Origin of the sequence: Pseudomonas sp. Teo4 (assembly GCF_034387475.1) — a bacterium.
In the GTDB taxonomy this organism is placed as follows: Bacteria; Pseudomonadota; Gammaproteobacteria; order Pseudomonadales; family Pseudomonadaceae; genus Aquipseudomonas.
In genome coordinates this window covers 2,852,503-2,875,795 of sequence record NZ_JAXCIL010000001.1, presented here as the reverse complement: position 1 = coordinate 2,875,795, position 23,293 = coordinate 2,852,503, and the positions used below count along the sequence as shown (strand labels likewise).

General features: G+C 62.4%; 26 protein-coding genes and 2 tRNA genes. 11 read left to right on the top strand and 17 right to left on the bottom strand.

The window, feature by feature from the left end; translation table 11 throughout:
* Positions 1–54: 54 nt before the first annotated feature.
* Together PspTeo4_RS13000 and PspTeo4_RS12995 are read right to left on the bottom strand one after the other, a co-directional pair.
* Positions 55–240: a hypothetical protein gene (locus PspTeo4_RS13000; protein ID WP_322364180.1), complete on the bottom strand. Its 186-nt coding sequence runs from the start codon at positions 238–240 to the stop codon at positions 55–57.
* Between the two features lie 973 nt (positions 241–1,213).
* The gene (locus PspTeo4_RS12995; protein WP_322364178.1) at positions 1,214–2,134 is read right to left on the bottom strand and encodes a LysR family transcriptional regulator; all 921 of its coding nucleotides are present in this window, start codon (positions 2,132–2,134) and stop codon (positions 1,214–1,216) included.
* Positions 2,135–2,233: 99 nt separating this feature from the next.
* Here PspTeo4_RS12995 and PspTeo4_RS12990 point away from each other — a divergent pair, with 99 nt between their 5' ends.
* Entirely contained in the window at positions 2,234–2,995 is a 762-nt protein-coding gene (locus PspTeo4_RS12990) for a sulfite exporter TauE/SafE family protein (protein WP_322364176.1), read from the top strand.
* 1 nt (position 2,996) lies between these two features.
* On the opposite strand, the gene PspTeo4_RS12985 is transcribed toward PspTeo4_RS12990, so the two are convergent.
* The 4 genes from PspTeo4_RS12985 to PspTeo4_RS12970 form a co-directional block, all read right to left on the bottom strand.
* Complete coding sequence (locus tag PspTeo4_RS12985; protein WP_322364174.1) at positions 2,997–4,421, bottom strand: diguanylate cyclase; 1,425 nt, start codon at positions 4,419–4,421, stop codon at positions 2,997–2,999.
* A 138-nt stretch (positions 4,422–4,559) separates the two neighbouring features.
* On the bottom strand, positions 4,560–6,389 hold the full coding sequence (locus PspTeo4_RS12980) for an SLC13 family permease (RefSeq protein WP_322364172.1): 1,830 nt from the start codon (positions 6,387–6,389) through the stop codon (positions 4,560–4,562).
* 138 nt (positions 6,390–6,527) lie between these two features.
* On the bottom strand, positions 6,528–6,911 hold the full coding sequence (locus PspTeo4_RS12975) for a glycine zipper domain-containing protein (RefSeq protein ID WP_322364170.1): 384 nt from the start codon (positions 6,909–6,911) through the stop codon (positions 6,528–6,530).
* A gap of 73 nt (positions 6,912–6,984) precedes the next feature.
* On the bottom strand, positions 6,985–7,164 hold the full coding sequence (locus PspTeo4_RS12970; protein ID WP_023381296.1) for a hypothetical protein: 180 nt from the start codon (positions 7,162–7,164) through the stop codon (positions 6,985–6,987).
* Between the two features lie 224 nt (positions 7,165–7,388).
* Between PspTeo4_RS12970 and PspTeo4_RS12965 the strand changes: the two genes are divergently transcribed.
* The 3 genes from PspTeo4_RS12965 (at position 7,389) to PspTeo4_RS12955 (ending at position 9,825) form a co-directional block, all read left to right on the top strand.
* On the top strand, positions 7,389–8,549 hold the full coding sequence (locus PspTeo4_RS12965) for a diguanylate cyclase (RefSeq protein WP_322364166.1): 1,161 nt from the start codon (positions 7,389–7,391) through the stop codon (positions 8,547–8,549).
* Between the two features lie 68 nt (positions 8,550–8,617).
* Complete coding sequence (locus PspTeo4_RS12960) at positions 8,618–8,968, top strand: hypothetical protein (protein ID WP_322364164.1); 351 nt, start codon at positions 8,618–8,620, stop codon at positions 8,966–8,968.
* Positions 8,969–9,003: 35 nt separating this feature from the next.
* Complete coding sequence (locus PspTeo4_RS12955) at positions 9,004–9,825, top strand: class I SAM-dependent methyltransferase (RefSeq protein ID WP_322364162.1); 822 nt, start codon at positions 9,004–9,006, stop codon at positions 9,823–9,825.
* Here the strand turns inward: PspTeo4_RS12955 and PspTeo4_RS12950 are convergent, their stop codons facing one another.
* The 4 genes from PspTeo4_RS12950 to PspTeo4_RS12935 form a co-directional block, all read right to left on the bottom strand.
* Positions 9,826–10,593 carry an SDR family oxidoreductase gene (locus tag PspTeo4_RS12950; RefSeq protein WP_322364160.1) on the bottom strand — a complete coding sequence of 256 codons (768 nt, stop codon included), beginning with the start codon at positions 10,591–10,593 and terminating at the stop codon, positions 9,826–9,828.
* Between the two features lie 23 nt (positions 10,594–10,616).
* Complete coding sequence (locus tag PspTeo4_RS12945) at positions 10,617–11,684, bottom strand: phosphotransferase family protein (protein WP_322364159.1); 1,068 nt, start codon at positions 11,682–11,684, stop codon at positions 10,617–10,619.
* A gap of 185 nt (positions 11,685–11,869) precedes the next feature.
* Entirely contained in the window at positions 11,870–12,187 is a 318-nt protein-coding gene (locus PspTeo4_RS12940; RefSeq protein ID WP_322364158.1) for an SCP2 sterol-binding domain-containing protein, read from the bottom strand.
* Positions 12,188–12,241: 54 nt separating this feature from the next.
* On the bottom strand, positions 12,242–12,952 hold the full coding sequence (locus PspTeo4_RS12935; RefSeq protein ID WP_322364157.1) for a histidine phosphatase family protein: 711 nt from the start codon (positions 12,950–12,952) through the stop codon (positions 12,242–12,244).
* Positions 12,953–13,150: 198 nt separating this feature from the next.
* Here PspTeo4_RS12935 and sohB point away from each other — a divergent pair, with 198 nt between their 5' ends.
* From sohB to PspTeo4_RS12920, 3 genes are all read left to right on the top strand, one after another.
* Positions 13,151–14,170, top strand: coding sequence for a protease SohB (sohB, locus tag PspTeo4_RS12930; RefSeq protein WP_322364155.1), 1,020 nt, complete (start codon positions 13,151–13,153; stop codon positions 14,168–14,170).
* Between the two features lie 154 nt (positions 14,171–14,324).
* Positions 14,325–14,398 (top strand) — tRNA-Cys (locus PspTeo4_RS12925).
* Positions 14,399–14,677: 279 nt separating this feature from the next.
* Entirely contained in the window at positions 14,678–14,872 is a 195-nt protein-coding gene (locus PspTeo4_RS12920) for a hypothetical protein (RefSeq protein ID WP_322364154.1), read from the top strand.
* Between the two features lies 1 nt (position 14,873).
* Here the strand turns inward: PspTeo4_RS12920 and PspTeo4_RS12915 are convergent, their stop codons facing one another.
* Positions 14,874–15,287, bottom strand: coding sequence for a DoxX family protein (locus tag PspTeo4_RS12915; protein WP_322364153.1), 414 nt, complete (start codon positions 15,285–15,287; stop codon positions 14,874–14,876).
* A gap of 102 nt (positions 15,288–15,389) precedes the next feature.
* Positions 15,390–15,474: transfer RNA gene (locus PspTeo4_RS12910), tRNA-Leu, on the bottom strand.
* Positions 15,475–15,676: 202 nt separating this feature from the next.
* Between PspTeo4_RS12910 and PspTeo4_RS12905 the strand changes: the two genes are divergently transcribed.
* The 4 genes from PspTeo4_RS12905 (at position 15,677) to PspTeo4_RS12890 (ending at position 19,018) form a co-directional block, all read left to right on the top strand.
* Positions 15,677–15,961, top strand: a complete 285-nt coding sequence (locus PspTeo4_RS12905; protein WP_322364152.1) for a hypothetical protein — start codon at positions 15,677–15,679, stop codon at positions 15,959–15,961.
* 83 nt (positions 15,962–16,044) lie between these two features.
* Positions 16,045–17,202: a two-component system sensor histidine kinase NtrB gene (locus tag PspTeo4_RS12900; protein ID WP_322364151.1), complete on the top strand. Its 1,158-nt coding sequence runs from the start codon at positions 16,045–16,047 to the stop codon at positions 17,200–17,202.
* A 5-nt stretch (positions 17,203–17,207) separates the two neighbouring features.
* Positions 17,208–18,653, top strand: a complete 1,446-nt coding sequence (locus PspTeo4_RS12895; protein WP_322364150.1) for an ATPase domain-containing protein — start codon at positions 17,208–17,210, stop codon at positions 18,651–18,653.
* Between the two features lie 11 nt (positions 18,654–18,664).
* A complete protein-coding gene (locus tag PspTeo4_RS12890; protein WP_322364149.1) occupies positions 18,665–19,018 on the top strand; it encodes a response regulator in 354 nt (117 codons plus the stop codon).
* 54 nt (positions 19,019–19,072) lie between these two features.
* On the opposite strand, the gene csrA is transcribed toward PspTeo4_RS12890, so the two are convergent.
* From csrA to PspTeo4_RS12865, 5 genes are all read right to left on the bottom strand, one after another.
* Positions 19,073–19,270, bottom strand: coding sequence for a carbon storage regulator CsrA (gene csrA / locus PspTeo4_RS12885; RefSeq protein ID WP_023381281.1), 198 nt, complete (start codon positions 19,268–19,270; stop codon positions 19,073–19,075).
* 293 nt (positions 19,271–19,563) lie between these two features.
* Complete coding sequence (gene modC, locus PspTeo4_RS12880) at positions 19,564–20,655, bottom strand: molybdenum ABC transporter ATP-binding protein (RefSeq protein ID WP_322364148.1); 1,092 nt, start codon at positions 20,653–20,655, stop codon at positions 19,564–19,566.
* 1 nt (position 20,656) lies between these two features.
* A complete protein-coding gene (gene modB / locus PspTeo4_RS12875; protein WP_322364147.1) occupies positions 20,657–21,337 on the bottom strand; it encodes a molybdate ABC transporter permease subunit in 681 nt (226 codons plus the stop codon).
* Complete coding sequence (gene modA / locus PspTeo4_RS12870) at positions 21,337–22,095, bottom strand: molybdate ABC transporter substrate-binding protein (RefSeq protein WP_322364146.1); 759 nt, start codon at positions 22,093–22,095, stop codon at positions 21,337–21,339. Before modA ends, modB begins: the two co-directional genes overlap by 1 nt.
* Positions 22,096–22,181: 86 nt before the next feature.
* Positions 22,182–23,255, bottom strand: coding sequence for a nitronate monooxygenase (locus PspTeo4_RS12865; protein WP_322364145.1), 1,074 nt, complete (start codon positions 23,253–23,255; stop codon positions 22,182–22,184).
* Positions 23,256–23,293 lie beyond the last annotated feature (38 nt).

The window sequence follows — 23,293 nt, the reverse complement described above, 5'->3', positions numbered from 1 at the left end:
GGGCTTGCAGTGAAGCCCCCGCCGTTAGCTTCTCCGTTCGGGGTAGGCCAGCCATCACTGCAAGGTCGGTGGCTTCATTGCTTCGGGCAAGTTGCGAATCACAGCTTCGATCCGCGCGATCTGCTCCGCTAGTTGATCGGCTTTCTGATCATCCCCCTGCGCCCGCAAGCGATCACGCTCCTGGCGCAGGGTCAGTAGGTTCTTTTGCAGGGCCAGGGCCGATGAGTTGAACGGTTCCATGTTTGTCTCGTGCTGAAGGCATCCGTGCCGTTGTAGGAAAAATGGACCGTAACAGCTCAATCTTTCGGATGAAACTGAGGTTTCATACAGGCAGATGGCGATAGCTGGAATTCTCCTACAGCCATTCGGTGAAGCGTCCTACAAAGTTGGCCTGAGCATGTTTCCATTCATGTAGGTATGAAGGCGGGCCAGTGCCCATTTCTGCGGGGCTTTCCGGCGTTCAAGCACGGCTGCGGCAATCGGCAGCCGTGAGCACCTGTGGCGGTGGGAGATGAAATGTTATGTAGCAATTCGCGCTGAAGCTATGGGGAGAGGAATGCCAGGAGCAGGCCTTTTGTTGGCTGCAGATATTCATCTGATCCGGTTTTTTTCGGTGAACCTGAATCTGTAACCGTATCAGTCAAAGGCCGACAATGCTCTTCATCCCGACATCACACTGTAGAGGTTCCGATGGGCAAGCTTGCGCTGTTTCTGGGCGGTTTTCTGCTTCTGACCATTCTGGTGGGCATCTTGGGGACCATTCCGCCAAGCTGACCTGTCGCTTACCCGCCGGGTGCTTGGCGGGAGAGGTGCAGTAGTCATGAGATCGAGCGCCGCCCGCGCGGCGCATCGCGAGCAAGGCTCGCTCCTACCTTTGTTTCAGGCCAATTATTCCTGTGGAAAACGCGTGCGACCGCTTTGGCGTATGGCTCGATATCGAGTCGTACCACCAAGGCGGTCGCGCGCGCCTGTCACAGGCGTTATTGGCCGTAAACAAAGGTAGGAGCGAGCCTTGCTCGCGATGCGCCGCGCGGGCGGCGCTCGATTTGCGCATCACCTCAAAACGCGATTGAACGCCACAGCCAAACGCCGGATAAGTCGTTCTTTGGGCTAGGAAATCTGTCCACAAAAAACGTGGGTAGGTCTGTGGATAAAGTGCTGTAAGCCAGTCTGGCGGCGGGCTCTGTTAAATTGAGCAGAATTTGAACAGCCGTTAGCTGGCCGCTTGGACAGCCGATGTACCTGCCTGGCGCAATGCCTTCAGCAAGTCACGGACCCGTGCTGGCAATTCGCCCGCAGGGTACAGGGCATGCATCTGTGGGTCCTGGCCGGTACTTGAAGTCAGTCGGTAGTGTGGGCACACCCGAACCAGCCGCCCTGCCTTGACCTGTGGTTCACCCAGCCAGTCCGCCAGCCGAGCGATACCGGCGCCCGCCAGGGTGCTGTGAAACACCGCATCGCCCGAGTCCAGTCGTAGGCGTGGGTTCGCCCGCAGGCTGGTGATCTGGCCGTCACGGCAGAAATGCCAGGCTTTGAGAATGCGTGGGGCGGTATGCAGGATCAGCGTGTGGCTGGCCAGTTCTTCAAGGTTTTGTGGCGTGCCTGCGCGCGCCAGGTAAGCCGGGCTGGCATACAAGTGGCGGCGATAGGCCCACAAGGGGTAGCCGATCAGTTCGCTGGACTGGGGAAAGGCCCCGCGCACCACGAAGTCGAACTTGCCCAGCACCGGGTCGAGCGCTTCATCGCTGTACTGCACGTCCAGGGTGACGTGCGGGTGCTGTTCGGAGAACGCAGCCAGCACCCCTGGCAGCACATGCTCGGCCAACAGTTTCGGTACGGCCAGGCGCACCCGACCCTGGTCGGTACCGCTGAGCGCCGCCAACTCGTCGGCGGCATCACGTTGCACATCCAGCAAGCGCTCGGCATGGGGTAGCAGCCGCTCACCGGCTTCGGTGAGGGTTACGGCGTTGGCGTTGCGGTTGAGCAACTTGCTGCCCGCGTTGTCCTCCAGCGTCTGAACCGCGCGGGTTACGGCGCTGGGCGAGCGCCCCAGGGCGCGTGCGGCGGCAACGAAGCTGTGTTTGTGCGCAACGCTGACGAATGCCTGAATTTCCCTGAGCATGTCCAGTGCCATGGCGGTGTCCTCATTGCAGTTTTCGCAATATGGCATTTCAACACAAGTGCGGCGCTTTGATTAGCCTTGCAGCTTGCTCCTTCTGCCTGGAACCGCGTGATGATGGATATTGCTGTGCTCTGTATGTTCGCTTTTGCCGCCGGCCTGATCGATGCCGCAGTGGGAGGGGGCGGGCTTATCCAGATTCCTGCGTTGTTCAACGTGCTGCCCACGGCACAACCGGCTGCGCTGCTGGGCAGCAACAAACTGGCGTCGGTGTGCGGCACGGCCTTCGCCGCGCGCTCGTTCATTCGCAAGGTGACCCTGGATTGGGGGCTGATCGTGCCAGCGGCGCTGAGTGCCTTCGTCATGTCGTTCGCCGGGGCCGCCACGGTTTCGCTGGTGCCGCCCAGCGTGATGCGCCCGGCGGTGTTGGTGCTGATCGTCCTGATGGCGATCTACACCTTCTGCAAGAAGGACTTCGGCACCTTGCACAAACCCGCGCGCATCGGCCGCAAGGAGCAATGCCTGGCGGTGCTGATCGGCGGTGCGATCGGCTTCTATGACGGGTTGTTCGGGCCTGGCACAGGCAGCTTCCTGATCTTCCTGTTCATCCGCTTCTTCGCCCTGGACTTCCTGCATGCCTCGGCGTCGGCCAAAGTGGTCAACATCGCCACCAACCTTGCAGCACTGGTGTTCTTCGTGCCTTCGGGCAATGTGCTGTACGCGATTGCCCTGCCTATGGCTGCGTGCAACATCCTCGGGGCATTGACCGGCACCTGGCTGGCAGTGCGCAAGGGGGCGTCCTTCGTGCGCGGGTTGTTCCTGATCTTGCTGTGCGTGCTGATCGCCAAGCTGTCCTGGGATTTGCTGATGGGCTGATTCACACCCGTTCGCGCAGCGGCTCGGCCTGTTCGACGCGGTTGCGACCATGGGCCTTGGCCCGGTACAGCGCTTGGTCGGCGCGAGCCAGCAGTTCGTCCAGGCTGGGCGCTGGCGTGTCTGCGGCACAGCCGTCCAGGCCGATGCTGACCGTGATCTGCAGGCGAGCGTCAGCCCTTGCCACATGCAGGTCCTGCACGGCGCGGCGCAGGCGCTCTGCGGTAAAGCGTGCACGATCGGGGGCAAGCCCCGGAAGGACGACCACGAACTCTTCACCACCCAGGCGCGCGAGCAATTCGCCGTCGTGCAACTGGTCTTGCAGGGTGCGGGCGAACTGGCGTAGCACTTCGTCGCCCACCGCATGGCCATGCTTGTCATTGATCGACTTGAAGTGGTCGATGTCGAGCATCATCAGGGTCAGTGGCAACATCTGGGCATGCTGCTGGCGCCCATCGAGCAAAGCGTTGGCGCGGCGGGTGAAGGCGCTGCGGGTCAGCACGCCAGTCAGGTGGTCGATGGTGGCCTGATGCGCCAGGCGCGCAAGCAAGCTGCGATTGGCCTGGCTGACGCAGGCCACCACCAGCGGCCCGAGCACCAGCATGGCGATACCCAGGCGGGCCGACATCAGGGTAGTCACCCCAGGTTCGCTCTGCGGCAGGCTGAAGTGCATCAGGTTCTGTGCCACCGCGACGATCAGGGTGCTGCCTGCGGTGAGTGTCAGCAATGACACCAGAAAGGGTGAGTAGGTCCAGGCACACCATAGCAGCGCCGCAATTGGAAAGGCGATGGCCCCAGGGCCGCCAAAGCCGATGCTCAAGGCCAGCGAGACCAGCAGAACCAGCAGCGGTGCCAGGCGAATGGCCTGGGCTCGGCTGCGCAGCAGCGCCCGCGCAGAGGGTGCGGTGAGCAGTACCGGCAGCACGAGGATGCTGGTGGAGAACTGCTCGCTGAACCAGGCCAGCCAGGTCGCGCTCAACGATTGTTCGAACCAGGGCGTAGCCATGGCGCAGGCCATGCTGGCCGCCACCACCGCACCTGCCGCGCAGGCGCCGAACATGCACAGCACACCGTGAGGGGTGCGCATACGCCAGTGCAGGCGTGGCAGGCGTGAAAGCAGCCGCCAGACCGTCACCACCACCCCCAGGTTGCACAGGTTGAACCACAACGCAGGGACCCAGGCACTGCCGCAGGCGAGATCCGCCGTGACCATGCCCAGCCAGATCAGGGTGAAGCCGATGAGGTTGGCTTGGCGCGGGTAGCGCAACAGAACGCCCGCCAGAACCGCATTGACCGGCCAGAACAGTGACAGCGACTCAATGGGGCGGGCCAGAATTCCGCCCAAGGTCAGGGCAAAGGTCAGGCAGAACAAAGCGGCGTGGGGCAACAAGCGCGAATGGGCTGGATAAACCATGAGCTCGACCGGCAAGCAGGAACGGAATCCAGGACAACGGCTGCAAGCACCTGGGGCAATAACGTGTCAGTGTGTTTCGGGAGGCTACTTGATGTCAATCTGCCGCGATCCTGCAGGATAATGCCAAATTGCCTGCATTGTTTGTCGGTTGCGTCACAGCCCGAAGAACCACGGCACCATCAGCACGGTCACCACCATCACCAGCACGGTAAACGGCACACCCACCTTCACGAAGTCGCTGAACCGGTACTGGCCAGGGCCCAGCACCAAGGTATTGACGGGCGACGACACGGGCGTCATGAACGCCGCCGACGCCGCCAGGGCCACGGTCATGGCGAACGGGTAGGGGGACATGCCCAGTTGGCTGGCGGTGCTGATCGCCACTGGTGCCATCAGCACCGCGGTGGCGGTGTTGGAAATGAACAGGCCGATCACCGCAGTGACGGCAAACAGGCAGGCGAGGATGGCCATGGGGCCAGCGCCACCAAGTACGCTGACCAGCCCACCCACCGCCAAGTCGATGCCCCCGGTTTTCTGCAGGGCTTGGGCGAACGGCAGCATGCCGACGATCAGCACCAGGCTTTGCCAATGAATGGCCCGGTAGGCGCTGTTCATGTCGATGCAGCGGCCCGCGCCCATCAGCAGGCAGCCGATCAGCGCGGCGATGACGTTGGGCACGGCGCCGCTGACCATCAACCCGACCATCACCGCCAGGCTGATCAGCGCGAAGGGCGCGCGGGAGCGGGCCGGGGCTACCTGGTCGACTTCTGCTGGCAGGCTGAGCACCAGAAAATCCCGTGGCTGGCTTTGCAATTGGCGCACGGCTTTCCACGGGCCAACCACCAGCAAGGTATCGCCAAGCCGCAGTTTTTCTTCCACCAGCTGCTCTTCGATGGCTGTCTGTTCACGGCGCAGGCCAACCACGTTGAGGTCGAAGCGCGTGCGGAAGGCCAGCTCCAGAATGCTCTTGCCAATCAGTTGCGAACCCGGAGGCAAGGAAACTTCGGCCATGCCGATTTCCTGGGACTGGTCGATGAAATAAGCCGCCTTGAAATGCAGCGGCTCCAGTTGCATGGTCTGGCACAGGCTGCGCAAGTCGTCGCGATTGGCGAACAGGTCGAGCAGCAGGACGTCGCCTTGATGCAGGACGGTGCCAGAGTCGGCGGAGAACACCCGGGTGGTGAACTTGTGCTGGCGTTCGATGCCGATCACGTTGGCGCCGTGACGGGTGCGCAGTTCCAGCTCGCCCAGGGTATGGCCGATCAGCGGAGAGTGCGGACGAATGCGCAGGCGCCGTTCGCGACCATTGAGCTTATAGTCCAGTACCAGGTCGAGCAGGGTGCGGCGGCTCTCCACACGGCCATCCTTGCGCACCTCACCGTTGAGCCAGTGGCGAGTGAGCAGCATGTAGCCAATGCCGAGTACCAGCACGACCAGGCCGAACGGCGTAAAGCTGAAAAAGCTGAAACCCTGCTCGCCGTTGCGCACCAGTTCACTGTGCACCACCACGTTGGGCGGGGTGGCAACCAGGCTGAGCATGCCGCTGATCAGGCCGGCAAAGCTCAGCGGCATCATCAGGCGGCTGGGCGAGAGCTTCTGGCGCGCGGCGATGCTCAGCACCACCGGAATGAAAATGGCGACCACACCGGTCGAACTCATTACCGAACCCAGGCCGGCCACGGCCACCATCAGCAGCACGAGCAGGCGTGTCTCGCTGTTACCGGCCCGTTCACTCATCCATTCGCCGATGCGCAGGGCGATACCGGTACGTACCAGCCCTTCGCCAATCACGAACAAGGCGGCAATCAGCACGACGTTGGGGTCGCTGAAACCGGCCAGGGCCTGTTCCACCGTGAGGATGCCCGACAGCGGCAGGGCGAGAATCACCAGCAAGGCCACCACGTCCATGCGTGGACGGTTGATGATGAAGAGAATGACGACGAGGGCCAGCAGGCCGAGGACCCAGAGTAGCTCTTGGTTCATGGGGAGGGGGCGTTCCTTCACACAAGGGGCACGTAAGACAGTAGCAGTCAGTGTGCCAGCCGGGGATGAAGGGGGTGTTGATGTGCTGCAGGGTTTTGCGCAGACAAGGGGCCGCGAGCGGCCCCTGGATCACCTGGATCAGTGACGGTGACGACGGTGCTTCGAGTTGTTGTCACCCATGTGGTTACCGAGGGCGCCACCGGCTGCGCCACCCAGGCCTGCGCCGATGGTGGAGCCGGTCTTGCCACCGACCGCGCCGCCCAGCAGCGAGCCGCCAGCCGAGCCCAGGCCGCCACCAATCGCGGCTTCGGTACGGTTGCCCTTGCGTGCGGCGACGGCGCTGCCCGCTGCACCACCCAGGCCTGCGCCAATGGCCGCGCCAGTGCGGCCGCCCATCGACTGACCGACAACGTTGCCCAGGGCACCACCCAGACCGCCGCCAATGGCGGCAGTACCGTCACCGGCGAAAGCGCCCTGGCACAGCAGCAGGCCAAGGGCAAGGGAAGGCAGAGTTAGACGCATGATTTGAACCTCAAAGGAATCATCGGGGGTAGGTGCCACGCAGCGGGTGGCGGGTCAGGGTTTGAAAGACGTTTCAGCGGTAGTAGCGGTCACGGTATCGACGATCATCGTCGTCGTCCCGATCATGGCGATGGTGGTGACGGTGGCCGCGGTCGTCATCGCGCCAGCCATCGTCGTCACGGTAATGGTGACTGTGGCAGCCCGCGACGAGCAGTACGGCGGCGATCAGCGAAAGGCTTGCAAGGCGAGTCATCACGGTATAGGTCCTTGATCCGCAAAGGTTTACGGTACAGTCCCTGAGACTGGGATCGGTTCATTTGGTTTCCTTGCCACGCAAGATTTTGTCGCGCGGGCGATGAGTGGCGTGCTTTTCGGCTGCTGTTCTGTCCCGCTCGGTCATGGCCGGACGGGCGGCTGCCCCCTAGACTTCACGGCAGGCCGCAGTGAAGACGGCCAGCTGCCACACGGTAAATCATGATGATCGCCCACACCCCCACGCTGTTCGCCGCCGTTGCCCTGGTTGCGACCATCCTGGCGTTTTGCTTGTTGCTGGTTGGCCAGTCCAACCGGCTCAACAACCTGTTACTGACCGGCTGCGGGCTGCTTGCCCATGCCTTGGCTTACGTTTGCTACACCGTCTATGGCCACGCGCCGCTCTGGCTCACCTACGGGTTGGGTAACAGTTTGCTGTCCCTGGCGTTGGCGTTCTATACGGCAAGCCTGTTCCGTATCCGCGAGCAGGTCGTACCCTGGCGGCTGCTGTTCATCGTTCCGGTCTTCATGTTGACCGGGCTGATGCTGTTGCTCGACACCCTTGAACCGCGCATGTTGCTGGCGACGCTGGTGCTGATGGTGCAGTGCTCGATGATCCTTTATTGGTCCAGGCGCTATGTCGAACGGCCCGGCAGGGCGCACTTGCTGCTGGAGATCGGCGCTCTTATCAGCCTGGTCGGCCTGGGCATGCGGGCGCTGGCAGTGCTCAATGGCACTGCGGTCGAGATGCGGTACGACGTCAGCAACCTCAAGCAGAGCATTTCCGTCGCCATCGGCACGGTCACGGTGATGATGTACTCCATCGGGCTGGTGCTGATGGCCAAAGAGCGCAGTGAGGCGCGCCTGCAACACCTGGCCCTGCGCGATGTGCTGACCGGGACCTACAACCGCAGGGCGATTCTCGAGCGCTTTGCCCTGGAACTGGACCGTGCCAGGGACGAAGGCAGCAGCCTGGCAGTGGCCATGATCGACATCGACCACTTCAAACGCATCAATGACCTGCACGGGCATCTGGCTGGCGATGAAGTGCTGTGTCATTGCGTGCGCGAACTGCAGCAGCGCTTGCGGCTGAATGACAGCCTTGGGCGCTATGGCGGCGAGGAGTTTCTGCTGCTGTTGCCGCAAACCGATCGCGAAGGTGCCATGGCCGCCTTGCAGGGGTTGCGTGAAGCCATCGCTCGCAGCCCGGCGAATTTCGCCGGTGCCGAAATTGCGCTGCGTTTCAGCGTTGGCTTGTGGTGCGGTGTGCCGGGGCTGCACGACAGCACTGCCAGCTTGCTCGCCCAGGCTGACGCGGCGCTTTACCAGGCCAAGGCTGGTGGGCGCAACGCCGTGCACATGGCGGCGCTGCTCGGGGCGGGTTGAAGCGGGCCATTCACGGCTGATGCTCGCCAATGCTAGAGTCGCGTTCTTTTTTGCCCTGAGGATGGAACATGCGTGCAATTGTGCCGATGGCCGTTGTGCTGATGCTGGCCGGCTGTGCTACAGCGACCATGGATGCGGCCCGTGGCGGCAAGCCGACCGCGCAACTCGACTCGCACAAGGCGCCCGAGCTGGTGGCCCAGTGCATCCAGTTCAGCTGGCAGGAAGAGTCGGTGTTCGGGGTCGATGCCAGCGGTTACCTGGAGTCGCGCAAGCAGGGCGGCTTCACCGTGTACACCCGTGAGGCCGAGTCGTTCGTGGACGTCTACCCACAGGCTGGTGGCACGCGCGTCGATTACTACGCGCAGAAAAATGATGGTGTTGCCTTGCAGCGGCGTGCAGCTGCAGCAACCTGCCTCTAAGCTCTAGCGTTCTCCTCAACGCAAGGAAGCACGTCATGGAGCGATCGTTACAGCTCAACCGCGCCAGTTGGGATGAGCGCGCACCACTGCACGCCGCGTCAAAAGACTATGAAGTCGAGGTGCTGGTCGGCCAGCCTGAGCACCTGAGCGAAACAGTGCGTTTCGACCTGCCTCGTCTGGGTGACATACGCGGCCTGCGCACGGTTCACCTGCAGTGCCATATCGGCACCGACACCTTGTCGCTGGCGCGGCTGGGTGCGCAGGTCTGCGGCCTGGATTACTCGGCGGCTTCGCTGGTCGAGGCGCGGCGCCTGGCTGAGCGTTGCGGCGTGGCCATCGACTATGTCGAGGCCGATGTCTATCAGGCGCACCAGGTATTGCCAGCCGCCACCTTCGACCTGGTCTACACCGGTATCGGTGCGCTGTGCTGGCTGCCGCGTATCGAGCCTTGGGCGCGCGCCGTGGCGGCCTTGCTCAAGCCCGGCGGGCGGCTGTTTCTGCGTGACGGGCACCCGATGCTGATGGCGGTGAACGAAGATCACCAGGACCGCCTGCAGCTGGAATACCCCTACTTCGAGCATGAGACGCCGACGGTGTGGCACAACGACCAGACCTATGTCGAGAGTGACCAGCGGCTGCTCCAGACCGAGACCCACGAGTGGAACCACGGCCTGGGCGAGGTGATCGGCGCGTTGCTGGCGCAGGGGTTGCAGCTAACGGCGCTGGTCGAGCACCAGAGCATTCCCTGGGAGGCGCTGCCGGGGCAGATGGACAAGGGCGCCGATGGCGAGTGGCGCCTGCGCCATGCCCCTCAGCGGCTCCCTCTTAGCTACACCTTACAGGCCGTCAAGGCCTGATCAGGACAGGTAGCCGCCGTCCACATTGAGCGCGGTGCCGGTGGTGTAACTGGAGGCGTCGCTCGCCAGGTACAGCACCGCGCCGGCCATCTCCTTGGGGTCGGCCACGCGCTTGAGTGGAATCTGCTGCAGGGCGGCATTGAGGATGGCGTCGTTCTTGACCAGTGCCGAGGCGAACTTGGTGTCGGTCAGGCCGGGCAGCAAGGCGTTGCAGCGGATGCCGAACTGCGCGCACTCCTTGGCGAAGACCTTGGTCATGTTGATCACGGCGGCCTTGGTCACCGAGTAGATGCCCTGGAAGAGGCCGGGCGAAACGCCATTGATCGAGGCCACGTTGATGATGCTGCCGCCGCCGTGCTCGCGCATCAGCTTGCCGGCTTCTACCGACATGAAGAAGTAGCCGCGGATGTTCACGTCCACTGTCTTCTGGAATGCGCTGAGGTCGGTGTCCAGCACGTTGCAGAACTGTGGGTTGGTGGCGGCGTTGTTGACCAGAATGTCCAGGCGGCCGAATTGCTCGCGGATGCCTGCGAACACCTGCTGAATCTGTTCCATCTCGCCAATGTGGCAGGCTACCGCTGTGGCCTTGCCGCCCGCCGCGACGATGGCATCGGCCACCTGCTGGCAGCCATCGAGCTTGCGGCTGGAGACGATCACGTGGGCGCCTTGCTGGGCCAGCAGATGCGCAATGGCCTCGCCGATGCCGCGGCTGGCGCCGGAAACGAAGGCGATCTTGCCGTCGAGGTCGAACAGGTGGGTCTTGGACATGCTGTTTTCCTTGTTGTCTGTCGTCAGAGCGTGGACTTGGCGATGACCTGCAGGCTCATCTGCTCCAGCAGCCGGTTCATGTGGATGAACTGGGCGAAGCGCTTGTCCTGAGTCTGGCCATGGAAGAAGCGGTAGTAGATCTGCTGAACGATGCCGGCCAGGCGGAACAGGCCATAGCAGTAGTAGTAATCGAAGTTGTCCAGGCTGATGCCGGCGCGCTCGGCGTAGTAATCGACGAACTGGCGGCGGGTCAGCATGCCGGGGGCATTGCTGGGCTGGCGCCGCATCAGTTGCACCGGCGCCGGGTCGCTCGCCTCGATCCAGTAGGCCAGGCTGTTGCCCAAATCCATCAGCGGGTCGCCGATGGTGGCCATTTCCCAATCCAGCACGCCGATGATGCGCATGGGGTTTTCGGCATCGAGAATGACGTTGTCGAAGCGGTAGTCGTTGTGCACGATGCCCGGGCGCGGGTGGTCGGCCGGCATCTTGTCGCGCAGCCAGGCGATCACCTGTTCCCAGCGCGGGGCGTCGGGGGTCAGGGCTTTTTCGTAGCGGCTGGTCCAGCCCTCGATCTGGCGTTGCACGTAACCTTCCGGCTTGCCCAGGTCGGCCAGGCCGCAGGCGTGGTAATCGACCTGGTGCAGTTCCACCAGGCGGTCGATGAAGCTCTTGCACAGCGCCTCGGTGCGTGCGGCATCGAGGTTCAGTTCGGCGGGAATGTCCGAGCGCAGGATGATGCCGTTGACCCGCTCCATCACGTAGAACTCGCCACCGATCAGCGAGGCGTCGGTGCAGTGGGCGTACGCTTTCGGGCAGTAGGGGAAACCGCTGTTGAGTTGATTGAGAATGCGGAACTCGCGGCCCATGTCGTGGGCAGACTTGGCCTTTTGGCCGAACGGCGGGCGGCGCAGTACGAATTCGCGGCCAGGGTAGCTGACCAGGTAGGTGAGGTTGGAGGCGCCGCCTGGGAACTGGCTGATCGTCGGCACGCCATCCAGCCCGCCAATGTTGGCCTTGAGGTAAGGGTCGATGACGGCCGCGTCGAGTTCTTCGCCGGGGCGTACCTGGGTGGACTGGTCGGTGAGCGTCATGCGTTTTCCTTATTTTAGGTCGCGAGGACTATTGTCTAATCTAATGGGCAGACAGCCGTGGAACAAGCGTGCCAGGTGTCATATAGCTACGGGTGTTGCCGGTCGATCACTGCTCCTGATAGCGGGCAAAAAAAAACCGAAGCCCGGCAGGCTTCGGTTTTCATGTCGGCTGATGTGTCCGCCACTCAGGCCGGGAACAGCTCGCTCAGTTTCATCGACAGCATCATGTCGCCTTCGACGCGCAGCTTGCCGCTCATGAAGGCCTGCATGCCGTCGGTCTCACCGCTGACGATGCCCTTGAGGGTTTCGCTGTCCAGTACCAGGGTGCAGTTGGCGTCTGCGTTCTCGCCTTCCTGGATTTCGCAGGTGCCGTCTTTGACGAGCAGTGCATAGTGCTTGTCATCGTCGGTGATGTTGAAGCCGAACACCAGGTCAAGGCCGGCGGCGGCGGCCGGGTTGAACTTTGCTTTCATCGCTTCGACGGCTTTAGCTACATCGCTCATGGTGTATTCCTTGTTAAGTAATATTCGCGTCCGCAGGGACACAACAAGCCGGGCTCATCTATAAGTGACAAGCTCCGGCGCCCTCAGCAGCTGCACATGGGCTTGGCTGTTGAAGGAAGCCAGTGACACATCGTTGCCGCGAAACTTCAGCAGGCTGAGCGACGTGTTGATGATCTGCCAGTTCAGCTCGAAGGCTTGGCTGGGGGTTACATGTGTGACCAGGTGGAGCAGGGCGGCGATGGTGCCGCCAGAGGTGAAGATGGCGATGTTGTCGCCGCTGCCGGCGCCATCCAGCACACGCTGTAGGCCGCCGTTGACGCGAGCGGTGAAGGCTTGCCAGGTTTCCAGGCCATCGGATTCATGTTCGCCGTCGTGCCAGCGCTGCACCATGAGTGCGAACAAGCGTTGGAACTCGCTGCGATTCTGCGCAGGGTTGCGTAGCACGTGCAGCGCTTCGGGCTCCACTGCCATCAGGGCCGGGAGCAGGGCGCGGATCACGCCATCGGCGTCGAATTCATTGAACGCCTCGTCGGTTTCCACCGCCGGTACCTGGCTGCCGTGACCCTGCAAGGCGTCGAGCGCCAGGCGCGCGGTATCCTGTTGGCGCCGCAGGCTGCCGGCTACACAGCGGTCCAGGCGCACGCCGAGCTGAGCCAGGTGCTCGCCCAGCGCCTGACTCTGTCGCACGCCGACGGGCGAGAGGACGTCGTAGTCATCGGCACCAAAGGAGGCTTGGCCATGTCGGATCAGGTAGAGGTTGCCCACGGAGGTGTCCGGCCGCTTGGAGGTTGCTGGGAGGTTAGGATGCGGCACACGGGCTGTCAACGAAAAAACATACAAGCGTTTGAAAAGGTTGTTTGAAAGATGTTGCCAGCCTTTACCCCGGCTGGCAGCGCCTTGGGCTCGCCGGTATGCTTGCATCAGTGTCGCGCCGGTCAGGCGCTGGTTTATCAAGGAGTCAACGTGGAGTTTCTTGCCGAATACGCAAGCTTTCTCGCTAAAACCGCCACCCTGGTGATTGCCATCCTGGTGGTGTTGTCCGCCATTGCCGGCATGCGTGGCAAAGGGCGGCGCAAGCCTGGCGGGCAGTTGCAGGTCACCCGTCTCAACGAGTTCTACAAAGAACTGCGCGAGCGCCTGGAGGCAGGCCTGCTCGACAAGGCCCAGCTCAAGGCCCTGCGCAAGCAGCAGGCCAAGGCGGAAAAACAGCAGAAAAAGGCCAAGGCCGAAGAAAAGCGCCGGGTGTTCGTGCTCGACTTCGACGGCGATATCAAAGCCTCGGCCACCGAGAGCCTGCGCAACGAGATCACCGCGCTGCTGACCCTCGCCACACCGCGCGATGAAGTGGTGTTGCGTCTGGAAAGCGGCGGCGGCCTGGTCCACAGCTACGGCCTGGCCGCATCGCAACTGGCCCGTATCCGTCAGGCCGGTATTCCGTTGACCGTGTGCATCGACAAGGTGGCCGCCAGCGGTGGTTACATGATGGCTTGCATCGGCGAGAAGATCGTCAGCGCCCCGTTCGCCGTGCTCGGCTCGATCGGCGTGGTGGCACAACTGCCCAACGTCAATCGCCTGTTGAAGAAGCACGATATCGACTTCGAGGTGCTGACCGCGGGCGAGTACAAGCGCACCCTGACCGTGTTCGGCGAGAACACCGAGAAGGGCCGGGAGAAGTTCCAGGAAGACCTCGACATCACCCACCAGCTGTTCAAGGACTTCGTTGCCCGTTATCGCCCGCAGTTGCACATCGACGAAGTGGCCACCGGCGAAGTGTGGCTGGGTGTGGCAGCGTTGAACCGCAAGCTGGTGGATGCTTTGCAGACCAGCGATGAGTACCTCAGCGAGTGTGCTCGCGAAGCCAACCTGTTCCATGTGCACTACGCCGAACGCAAGAGCCTGCAGGAGCGCATCGGCATGGCGGCCAGCGGCACGGTGGAGAATGCCGTGGTCGGCTTGTGGAGCAAACTCGGCCGTCTGCGCTAACACGTTGAACCCCTTGAATATTTTTTCTGTTCAGGGGGTTGCAAGGTTAAAAGAATGCAGACATAATGGCGCCCATCGAAACGCAACGAACTTTGAAAAAGGTTCAGCGATTCAAGGAGATAGCAAAGCGAAAGCTGCTAGATCCGAACTTTGAGGCCGAGTAGCAAAGTGGTTATGCTCCGGATTGCAAATCCGTCTACGCCGGTTCGATTCCGACCTCGGCCTCCACTATTCGAAAAACCCCGCAGATGAAAATCTGCGGGGTTTTTTCTTGTGTGCGTTGAAAAAGAAAGCCCGCCGAAGAGGCGGGCTGAAAGAACGTACGGAGAGCCTGCAGTCTGTACTTAACGTTGTCAGAATTTCGTGAAGTGCAGGTTGTGAAGCCATTGATCGAAAAAAAGCCCGCCAGAGGGCGGGCAATAAACGTATTGAAGGGAGAGACTGTAGGCTGATGCCTGCCGGTTAACCCAGCGTTAAGTCCTACACCCATTGCGCCGAGGAATTCGCATGCGCGACGAAGACGATTTGCACGAACCCGAGCATGACCACCTGCTCGACCACGAATTCCTGTACGACGAAGTCGACGACCATGAGGCCGATGCCCAAGGCGCCGAGGATGAAGTCGAGGAAGACGTGCTGGATGATCTCGACGACGAAGAGCGTGATCACCCAGCCTGGTTTGACGACTGCGAAGACGATTGAATCAGCGGCCGTCCAGTGAGAAGCGGCCGGGGCCGCTCACGGCCAGCAGCAACAGCCCGCCGATAATGCTGAGGTTCTTCAGGAACTGGGTCATGTTGGCGCTGCGCTCGGGGTCGACCATGTTCCAGAATGGATGGCCCAGCAGTGCGGTGCCCAGCACGAACAGGGCAAACAGGAAGGCCAGTGGGCGGGTGTAGAAGCCCAGGATCAGCACGATCCCGACAAAGAACTCCATGATCACGGCAATGGCCGCTGCCAGCATCGGGGCGGGGGCGCCCAGTGATGTCATGTAACCGACGGTGCCTTCGAAGCCGGTCAGCTTGCTCCAGCCAGAGAGCACGAACAGGATCATCAGTAGCACCCGGGCAACCAGGATGATGATGTCGCGTTGACCATCGAACAGGGTGTGGCGCATGGTGGCGTTCCAGTGGACGGTGACACACTCCACTCTAGCAGTTGCGCCGGGGTTTTCCGGTGGGCAGCAAAAAGGCGCCGCAAGGGCGCCTTTTCAGGAAGATGGTGCGAGTGGCGGGACTCGAACCCGCAAGGCTCACGCCGACAGATTTTAAGTCTGCTGTGTATACCAATTCCACCACACTCGCACGCTTGAAAGGGTCTTGGCGACCGGCGCGCTTCTAGGCAGAAGGGCCTGACAATCAAGCGCGCTTTATAACCCATTGTTATAGTTGAGTCAACTGCAGCGCCTACTCTCAAAGAAATGCAGGGTCGATCGAGCGGGCAATTGACACCTGGATGTCATTAAGCCACTGTTGCCTGATTATTGGATCCAATGAGTTTAATGCCATGGCTCAGGCCACGCCCACCGCCGACGAAGGTCGCATCGTTCGCCCTCGGCTGTTCTGGCGTCTGTTGTTCATCCAGGTGCTGCTGATAGGGGGCTTCCTTTATGTGAGCCTGCTGTGCCTCGGTGGTTTCCTGCTGATGGTGGGGTTGGACGACCAGCAGTCCCTGGCGCAGCGTCTGATGGCGCTGGCAGGTGGTGGCCTGATTCTGCTGGTGGGCTTGTGGTTACTGAAGGTGGCAATGCCTCGGCGGCTGGTTCCGGTGCTGGTCGAGCGTGAGCACTAATAGGTAGTTACAGCGGCGGGGGAAGCAGGCATGCTTGGCTAAGTTCACTACAACCTTCCCGCTGTGCCTGCCGTGGAGTTCGCATGGTTTCAGCTGTGCCCCTCAACCACCCCGTCATGCCGGCCAACCGTTACGAGCAGTTGGTGCAGTCGGTGGTGGACTATGCCATCTACATGCTTGACCCCTCTGGGCATGTCGTGTCCTGGAATGCGGGTGCCGAGCGGATCAAGGGTTACCGCGCCGAAGAGGTGATTGGTCGGCATTTCTCGTTGTTCTTCACCGAGCAGGATTGCGCGCAAGGGCGTCCCGAGGCGTTGCTGCGCCAAGCCCTTGAGCAGGGCGTCGCGCAGGACGAAGGGTGGCGCGTGCGCAAGGACGGTACGCAGTTCTGGGCGTTAGCCGCCCTGGATGTGATTCGTGATGCTCAGGGGCAGGTCATCGGCCTGGCCAAAGTCACTCGGGACATCACCGACCGGCGCGACTCGGCCTTGCAGCTAGACGCCATGCGCGCCCAACTGTTCCAGGCGCAGAAGCTTGAGGCGCTGGGCCAGCTGACCGGTGGCCTGGCCCATGACTTCAACAATCTGCTGACCATCATTCTCAACTCTGCCCGAATGGCGAAGGAAAGTCAGGACCCGGCTCGCGTCCAGCGGATGCTGGAACATATTCTTGATGCGGGTAAACGCGGCACGGAGCTGACTCAGCAGCTGCTCAGTTTCGCTCGCCACCGCCAACTCGATGTCACCCTCATTGCCCCCGCCGACCTGATCGCGTCCACCCGAGGTCTGCTGGAGCATGCGCTGCCCAGTGACATCGAGCTGCAGGAGTGCCTGCAACCTGATTTGCCCGTGATCGAGGTGGATGCGGGACAACTGCAGATGGTGCTGCTCAACTTGCTGTTCAATGCTCGCGATGCCATCGAGGGCCCCGGCCAGATCAGCATCGAGGTGGATGCCGTCGAGCTCGCCGGCGAAGTGGAGGGGCTGCGTGGGCGCTACGTGCGCTTTGAAATAAGGGACACCGGTGCCGGCATCGACCCGCAGACGCTGCCGCGCATCTTCGAGCCCTTTTTCACCACCAAGCCGTTCGGCAAGGGCACGGGGCTGGGCCTTAGCCAGGTGTATGGTTTTGCCAAGCAAAGCAACGGTGCGATCAGCGTGGAAAGCGCAACCGGCAAGGGCACGTGCATGCGCCTTTACCTGCCGGCGTATCAAGACGCGGAACGCCCAACTGACAGGTAGGCGCTATGGTCCAGGCACTCAACAGGTTGGTGACGGGTATCGAGGGGCTCGATGCTCTGCTAAGAGGCGGTTTGGTCGCTGGGGCTTCCTACATCATTCAGGGGCCGCCGGGTGCGGGCAAGACCATCCTGGCCAACCAGTTGGCCTGCGGGCATGTGCGCAACGGCGGTCGTGTGCTGGTGGCAACGTTGCTCAGCGAATCCCATGAGCGATTGTTCCAGTACATGGGAACCCTCGAATTCTTCGACCCGGCACTGGTGGGTGACCAGATTCAGTTCGTCAGTGCCTTCGACACCCTGGAGCAGGAAGGGCTCGAGGCCGTGGTCAGGTTGCTGCGCCAGGAAATCGGTCGGCAGCAGGCTAGCCTGCTTATAGTCGACGGCGTGCTCAATGCCCGGGCGCGGGCGGACACAGCACTGGAAACCAAGAAGTTCGTGTCTGAGCTACAGGGGCATGCGGCGTTCGCCGGCTGCACGGTATTGTTGCTGACCAGCGCCCGGCTCGATGAAGGCAGCCCCGAGCACACCATGGTCGATGGCGTCATCGAACTGGGCGAACAGTTGGTGGGTAGCCGTGCGGTACGGCATATCCAGCTGCGCAAGACCCGCGGCAGCGGTGCCTTGTCGGGGCGCCACGAGTGTTTGATCGACGGGTCCGGCATGCATGTCTATCCACGCCTGGAGTCGTTGTTCAGTCACCCCAGCCAGACGGGCGCCGCCAGCCTCGGTCGCGTGACCAGTGGCGTCGCGACGTTGGATGACATGCTCGAGGGCGGGCTGGCCGCAGGTTCGGTCAGCCTGGTGATGGGCCCCTCGGGTATCGGCAAGACGTCTTTGGGCCTGGCGTTCCTGGCGGCCAGCAGCGCGCAGGCACCTGGGTTGCATTTCGGCTTCTACGAGACGCCCGAGCGGCTACGCCTGAAGGCGGCATCGCTGGGCTACGACTTTGCCGCGCTGGAGCGGGACGGCGCCTTGCGGTTGTGCTGGCAACCTACCACCGAAGGGTTGCTGGACCAGGTGGGCGCACGTGTACTTGAGCAAGTCGAGGCTCTGGGAGCCAAGCGGGTGCTGATCGACAGCCTGGGTGCGTTCAGCCGACTGGCCGTCGACCCGGTCCGGCTCAATGCATTTTTCCGGGCCTTGACCGGCGAACTGCGGGCCCGCGACATCAGTGTTCTGCTGACGTGGGAAATGCGCGACATTTTCGGCTCGGAAATCACTGCCCCGGCCCCGGACCTGTCGAGCATCGTCGATAACCTCATGCTGATGCGCTTTGTCGAGCTGGAGTCGGAGCTACGGCGCATGCTGTCAATTCTCAAAGTGCGCGACAGCCATCATGACCCCGCGCTGCACGAGATGCGCATGGGGCCGCAGGGTATCTCCCTGCGCAAAGCCTTCGAAGGGGCCTGCGGCGTGCTGTCGGGCACACCGGTGCCACCAGGTAGTGGGTGATGGGCAGCCCCATGAGCACCATCCTGATCGTCGATGACGAGTACCTGATCGCCGACATCCTCGGCTTTGCCCTGGAGGATGAGGGTTTTCTGGTGGAAAAGGCGAGTAACGGCCGCAAGGCCCTGGAAGCGCTCAAGGACAAGCGCGTGGAGCTGGTGATCACCGACTACATGATGCCGGTGCTCAATGGTGAGGAATTGGTGCGGGCGATTCGCGATGAACTGCAACTGCCCGATCTGCCAGTGATTCTCATGAGCGGCGCGCAGGCCAGCCAGGGACGTCCGGAGCTGTTTGCCGCGGTGTTCGACAAACCGTTCGACATGGACAAGATGATCGCCAAGGTGCGCGAACTCCTGGGCACCTGAGGCGAGTGCGGGCCGACTGATCAAGCGCGTCCGTGCGACTTGAGGCTACGCAACTCAGTGTGAGTCGTCGTGTTTTTCCGGCGCCGGGTTGCCGGCCTGGATACGTTTGAAGATTTCTTCACGATGGACCTGTACATCCTTCGGTGCATCGATGCCAATCCTCACCTGCATCCCTTTAACGCCCAGAATGGTGACTTTGATGTCATCGTTGATGACGATGCTTTCGCCAACCTTACGGGTGAGTATCAGCATGTAGTTCTCCTTGGTGATGTCGATATCCGCTTGGCCATTTGGCGCGGCGGTGGGAGCTAGTCCCTCTTCCTTCTCATTAAAGACGCTTTCGGCGGATAGTAATTCCCCGGAAGACAAATTCTGTAGCGTGTCTTTAGTCGCAGGTGCCGACGAAAACTGCTTTTGCAGCGTCGGCGAAGGTGCTCGTTGGCAAGCATAGGGGGCTTCGGCGCAGATGGGAAATTTCCTAGCATGATTAGTCGTATTGAGAACTTCAATGAGCCTCACTAATCCTTCGGCATCGCGCTCGAAGCTCAACCCAGCAGCGCCACCGACTTGATTTGTGCAAACAGGGCCTGGCCTGGGTGCAGGCCAAGCTGGTCGGCCGAGAAGCGGGTAACGCGCGCCAGCAAGGCGCTGCCGCCAGCGTCGAGGCTGACCAGTACATGTGCGGGGTTGTCCGCCGGGCGACATTCGCGAACGCGCACTGGCAGGCGGTTGAGGATGCTTGAGGTGCTGTCTGCGGTCAGCGCCAGGCTTACATCACGGGCCTGCACTTTGACCCGCAGCGTGCTGCCCATCGCATGGGCCGGGTGCGCGATGCGCAGCAGCTGGCCATCGCTGCCAGGCAGGCGCAGATCGAGCAGGTCGTAGCGCGGGTCGTGGCCGACCACCAGGCCTTCGAACACCACGCCGGCCTCTTCACCCTGCGCCAGCGGCAAGTCCAGGCGGGCGAGGGTTTCGCCTATCGGTCCACTGGCGACCGCCTTGCCTTGCTCCAGCAGTACCAGATGGTCTGCCAGTCGTGCCACTTCATCCTGAGCATGGCTGACATACACCACAGGGATGTCCAGCTCATCGTGCAGGCGCTCGAGGTACGGCAGGATCTCGCGTTTGCGAGGCCCATCGAGGGCGGCCAGCGGCTCGTCCATCAGCAGCAGGCGCGGGCTGCTGAGCAAGGCCCGGGCGATGCCAACCCGTTGCGCCTCGCCGCCTGACAAAGTGGCTGGCCGGCGATCGAGCAAATGGCCAATGCCCAGCAACTGGCAGGCCTGATCGAGGCTGACCTTGCGTTCGCCGGCAGGAATTCGGCGCCAGCCGAACTCCAGGTTGCCTCGCACCGACAGGTGCGGGAACAGGCTCGCTTCCTGAAACACATAGCCCACTGGGCGCAAGTGCGGGGGCTGGAAAAAACCGCGAGCGCTGTCTTCCCAGACCTCGCCATTGACCTCGATATAGGCGCTGGCAGCCCTTTCCAGGCCGGCCAGGCAGCGCAGGCATGATGTTTTGCCAGAACCGGAGTGACCAAACAAGGCGCTGATCCCGCGCCCTGGCAGGTGCAGGTCGACATCCAGGGTGAAGTCGTCGCGTGCCAGTTTCAGGCGCGCCACAATCGATCCGCTCATTTCAGCTCCAGCCAGCCTTGCCGCGGCGTCCGGCGTACAGCAGGAGCAGCACCAGGAATGAGAACACCAGCATGGCACCGGCCAGCCAGTGAGCTTGCGAATATTCCATGGCCTCGACGTGATCGAAGATCTGCACCGAGACCACGCGTGTCTTGTCGGGGATATTGCCACCGATCATCAGTACCACGCCAAACTCGCCCACGGTATGGGCGAAGCCGAGGATGCTGGCGGTAATGAAACCGGGGCGCGCCAGCGGCAGCACCACGTGCACGAAGGTGTCCCACGGGCTGGCGCGCAGGGTCGCGGCGACTTCCAGTGGGCGCTGGCCGATGGCGCCAAAGGCGTTCTGCAGCGGTTGCACCACGAACGGCATGGAGTACACCGTCGAGCCAATGACCAGGCCGGTGAAGCTGAACACCACGCTGCCCAGGCCCAACGCCTGGGTAGCCTGGCCGAGCCAGCCGTGCGGGCCGAGGGCGATCAGCAGGTAAAAGCCGATCACCGTCGGTGGCAGCACCAGCGGCAGGGCCACCACCGCGCCCACCGGCCCGCGCAGCCAGGAGCGCGTGCGCGCCAGCCACCAGGCGATGGGCGTGCCGATGACCAGCAGGATCAGGGTGGTCAGGCTGGCCAGTTTGATGGTCAGCCAGATGGCACCCAGGTCACTGGCGTCCAGTGGCATCAGAGTTCATAGCCGTAGGACTTGATCACTGCTGCCGCTTTCGGGCCTTTCAGGTATTCCACCAGTGCCTTGGCGGCTGCATTGTCCTTGCCCTTGTTGAGGATTACTGCGTCCTGGCGGATCGGGTCGTGCAGGTTGGACGGCACGATCCAGGCCGAACCGTTGGTGACCTTGCCGTCCTTGTAGATCTGCGACAGTGCGACGAAGCCCAGCTCGGCGTTGCCAGTGGAGACGAACTGGAAGGCCTGGGTGATGTTCTGGCCTTCGACGAGTTTGCCCTTGGTGGCATCGGTCAGTCCCAGCTTGTCCAGCACCTGGGTAGCGGCCAGGCCGTAAGGAGCGGCTTTGGGGTTGGCGATGGACAGGTGCTTGTAGTCATTCTTCTTCAGCACTTCACCCTTGGCATCTACGTAGCCTTCCTTGGCCGACCACAGCGCCAGGGTGCCGACGGCGTAGGTGAAGCGCGAGCCAGGGACGATTTCCTTCTCTTGCTCAAGTTTGGCCGGGGTGCTGTCGTCTGCCGACAGGAACACCTCGAACGGTGCGCCGTTCTTGATCTGGGCGTAGAACTGGCCGGTAGCGCCGTAGGCGGCGATCAGCTTGTGGCCGGTGTCCTTCTCGAAGTCTTTGGCGATGGCCTGGATCGGAGCGGTGAAGTTGGCTGCGACCGCGACCTGGACTTCATCGGCCCAGGCGCTGTTGAGGGAGATCAGGCTGGCCAGGGCAGTGGCGGCCAGGTGGGACAGGCGGATACGCATGAAGACAGCTCCTAAGGGTTATCGTTATAGCGTGAACTATATAGCGATAAACCGTTCGTCTGGAAGAGGCCGAACTGTGCGGGGCATCAACGCGGGATCAGCGCCAGTGCTTTCTCGGCAATCTCGCGGGTCAACTGCTCGGCCGGCATCGGTTTGCCCAGCCGCAAGGCTTGCCCCGACCACAAGTTGCTGAAGTCGCTGATGCCTTGTGGGTCGGTAATCGCTCGCAACGGCATCAACGCGCCACCTGCCAGGGGGAAGCGCGGCGCCATTTCGCTCATCGGCCCCAGCTCGCGCATGATGCGGTTGTTGATGCCACGGGCAGGGCGCCCGGTGAACAGGTTGGTCAGCGCGGTGTCGCTGGCGGGTGCCTGGTCCAGGGCACGGCGGTGGGCCGGGGATACCTTGGCTTCCGGGCAGAACAGGTAGGCGGTGCCGATCTGCACGGCCGAGGCACCCAGGGCCAGCGCGGCGGCCAGGCCACGGTGGTCGCCGATGCCGCCTGCGGCAATCACCGGCAACCGCACCGCATCGGCGATCTGCGGCACCAGGGCGAACGTGCCGATCTGGCTGGTGATGTCCTCGGTCAGGAACATGCCGCGGTGGCCGCCCGCTTCATAACCCATGGCAATGATCGCATCGCAGCCATGGGTCTGGAGCCATACCGCCTCTTCGACCGTGGTGGCGCTGGACAGCACCTTGGCACCGCTGGCCTTGACTCGCTGCAGCAGCTCGGCCGGTGGCAAGCCGAAGTGGAAGCTGACCACCTCTGGGCGCAGTTGCTCGATCAACTGGCAGCTCTGCTCGTCGAACGGGGCGCGATTGGATACCGGGGTGGGTGCGGCGAAGTCGGCGCCCAGTTCGTCGTAATAGGGCCTGAGCGCCTGCTTCCAGCGCGCGGCCTGTTCTGCATCGGGCTCAGGTGGCTGGTGGCAGAAGAAGTTCAGGTTCAGCGGGCCCCGGCAGGCGGCGCGGAACGTCTCGATTTCGCCACGTACCTGGTCGCCGGTGAGCATGGCGCAGGGCAGGGCGCCCAGGCCGCCGGCATTACCCACCGCGATCGCCATGGCCGAGCCGGAGGCGCCGGCCATCGGGGCCTGGAGAATGGGCAACTCGATGCCCAGCAGATCGAGGATACGACGGTCGGGCCAGCGGCTCATGCGGCTCTCCTTGCGGGCGTGTGTGCGGTGGGGGCGGT

What these genes read in the sequence shown, in the direction of transcription:
- PspTeo4_RS13000 (WP_322364180.1), bottom strand. Translation starts at nt 240, where the DNA reads ATGGAACCGTTCAACTCATCGGCCCTGGCCCTGCAAAAGAACCTACTG.
- PspTeo4_RS12995 (WP_322364178.1), bottom strand. Translation starts at nt 2,134, where the DNA reads ATGGCACTGGACATGCTCAGGGAAATTCAGGCATTCGTCAGCGTTGCG.
- PspTeo4_RS12990 (WP_322364176.1), top strand. Translation starts at nt 2,234, where the DNA reads ATGATGGATATTGCTGTGCTCTGTATGTTCGCTTTTGCCGCCGGCCTG.
- PspTeo4_RS12980 (WP_322364172.1), bottom strand. Translation starts at nt 6,389, where the DNA reads ATGAACCAAGAGCTACTCTGGGTCCTCGGCCTGCTGGCCCTCGTCGTC.
- PspTeo4_RS12975 (WP_322364170.1), bottom strand. Translation starts at nt 6,911, where the DNA reads ATGCGTCTAACTCTGCCTTCCCTTGCCCTTGGCCTGCTGCTGTGCCAG.
- PspTeo4_RS12970 (WP_023381296.1), bottom strand. Translation starts at nt 7,164, where the DNA reads ATGACTCGCCTTGCAAGCCTTTCGCTGATCGCCGCCGTACTGCTCGTC.
- PspTeo4_RS12965 (WP_322364166.1), top strand. Translation starts at nt 7,389, where the DNA reads ATGATCGCCCACACCCCCACGCTGTTCGCCGCCGTTGCCCTGGTTGCG.
- PspTeo4_RS12960 (WP_322364164.1), top strand. Translation starts at nt 8,618, where the DNA reads ATGCGTGCAATTGTGCCGATGGCCGTTGTGCTGATGCTGGCCGGCTGT.
- PspTeo4_RS12955 (WP_322364162.1), top strand. Translation starts at nt 9,004, where the DNA reads ATGGAGCGATCGTTACAGCTCAACCGCGCCAGTTGGGATGAGCGCGCA.
- PspTeo4_RS12950 (WP_322364160.1), bottom strand. Translation starts at nt 10,593, where the DNA reads ATGTCCAAGACCCACCTGTTCGACCTCGACGGCAAGATCGCCTTCGTT.
- PspTeo4_RS12945 (WP_322364159.1), bottom strand. Translation starts at nt 11,684, where the DNA reads ATGACGCTCACCGACCAGTCCACCCAGGTACGCCCCGGCGAAGAACTC.
- PspTeo4_RS12940 (WP_322364158.1), bottom strand. Translation starts at nt 12,187, where the DNA reads ATGAGCGATGTAGCTAAAGCCGTCGAAGCGATGAAAGCAAAGTTCAAC.
- PspTeo4_RS12920 (WP_322364154.1), top strand. Translation starts at nt 14,678, where the DNA reads ATGCGCGACGAAGACGATTTGCACGAACCCGAGCATGACCACCTGCTC.
- PspTeo4_RS12915 (WP_322364153.1), bottom strand. Translation starts at nt 15,287, where the DNA reads ATGCGCCACACCCTGTTCGATGGTCAACGCGACATCATCATCCTGGTT.
- PspTeo4_RS12905 (WP_322364152.1), top strand. Translation starts at nt 15,677, where the DNA reads ATGGCTCAGGCCACGCCCACCGCCGACGAAGGTCGCATCGTTCGCCCT.
- PspTeo4_RS12900 (WP_322364151.1), top strand. Translation starts at nt 16,045, where the DNA reads ATGGTTTCAGCTGTGCCCCTCAACCACCCCGTCATGCCGGCCAACCGT.
- PspTeo4_RS12895 (WP_322364150.1), top strand. Translation starts at nt 17,208, where the DNA reads ATGGTCCAGGCACTCAACAGGTTGGTGACGGGTATCGAGGGGCTCGAT.
- PspTeo4_RS12890 (WP_322364149.1), top strand. Translation starts at nt 18,665, where the DNA reads ATGAGCACCATCCTGATCGTCGATGACGAGTACCTGATCGCCGACATC.
- csrA (WP_023381281.1), bottom strand. Translation starts at nt 19,270, where the DNA reads ATGCTGATACTCACCCGTAAGGTTGGCGAAAGCATCGTCATCAACGAT.
- modC (WP_322364148.1), bottom strand. Translation starts at nt 20,655, where the DNA reads ATGAGCGGATCGATTGTGGCGCGCCTGAAACTGGCACGCGACGACTTC.
- modB (WP_322364147.1), bottom strand. Translation starts at nt 21,337, where the DNA reads ATGCCACTGGACGCCAGTGACCTGGGTGCCATCTGGCTGACCATCAAA.
- modA (WP_322364146.1), bottom strand. Translation starts at nt 22,095, where the DNA reads ATGCGTATCCGCCTGTCCCACCTGGCCGCCACTGCCCTGGCCAGCCTG.
- PspTeo4_RS12865 (WP_322364145.1), bottom strand. Translation starts at nt 23,255, where the DNA reads ATGAGCCGCTGGCCCGACCGTCGTATCCTCGATCTGCTGGGCATCGAG.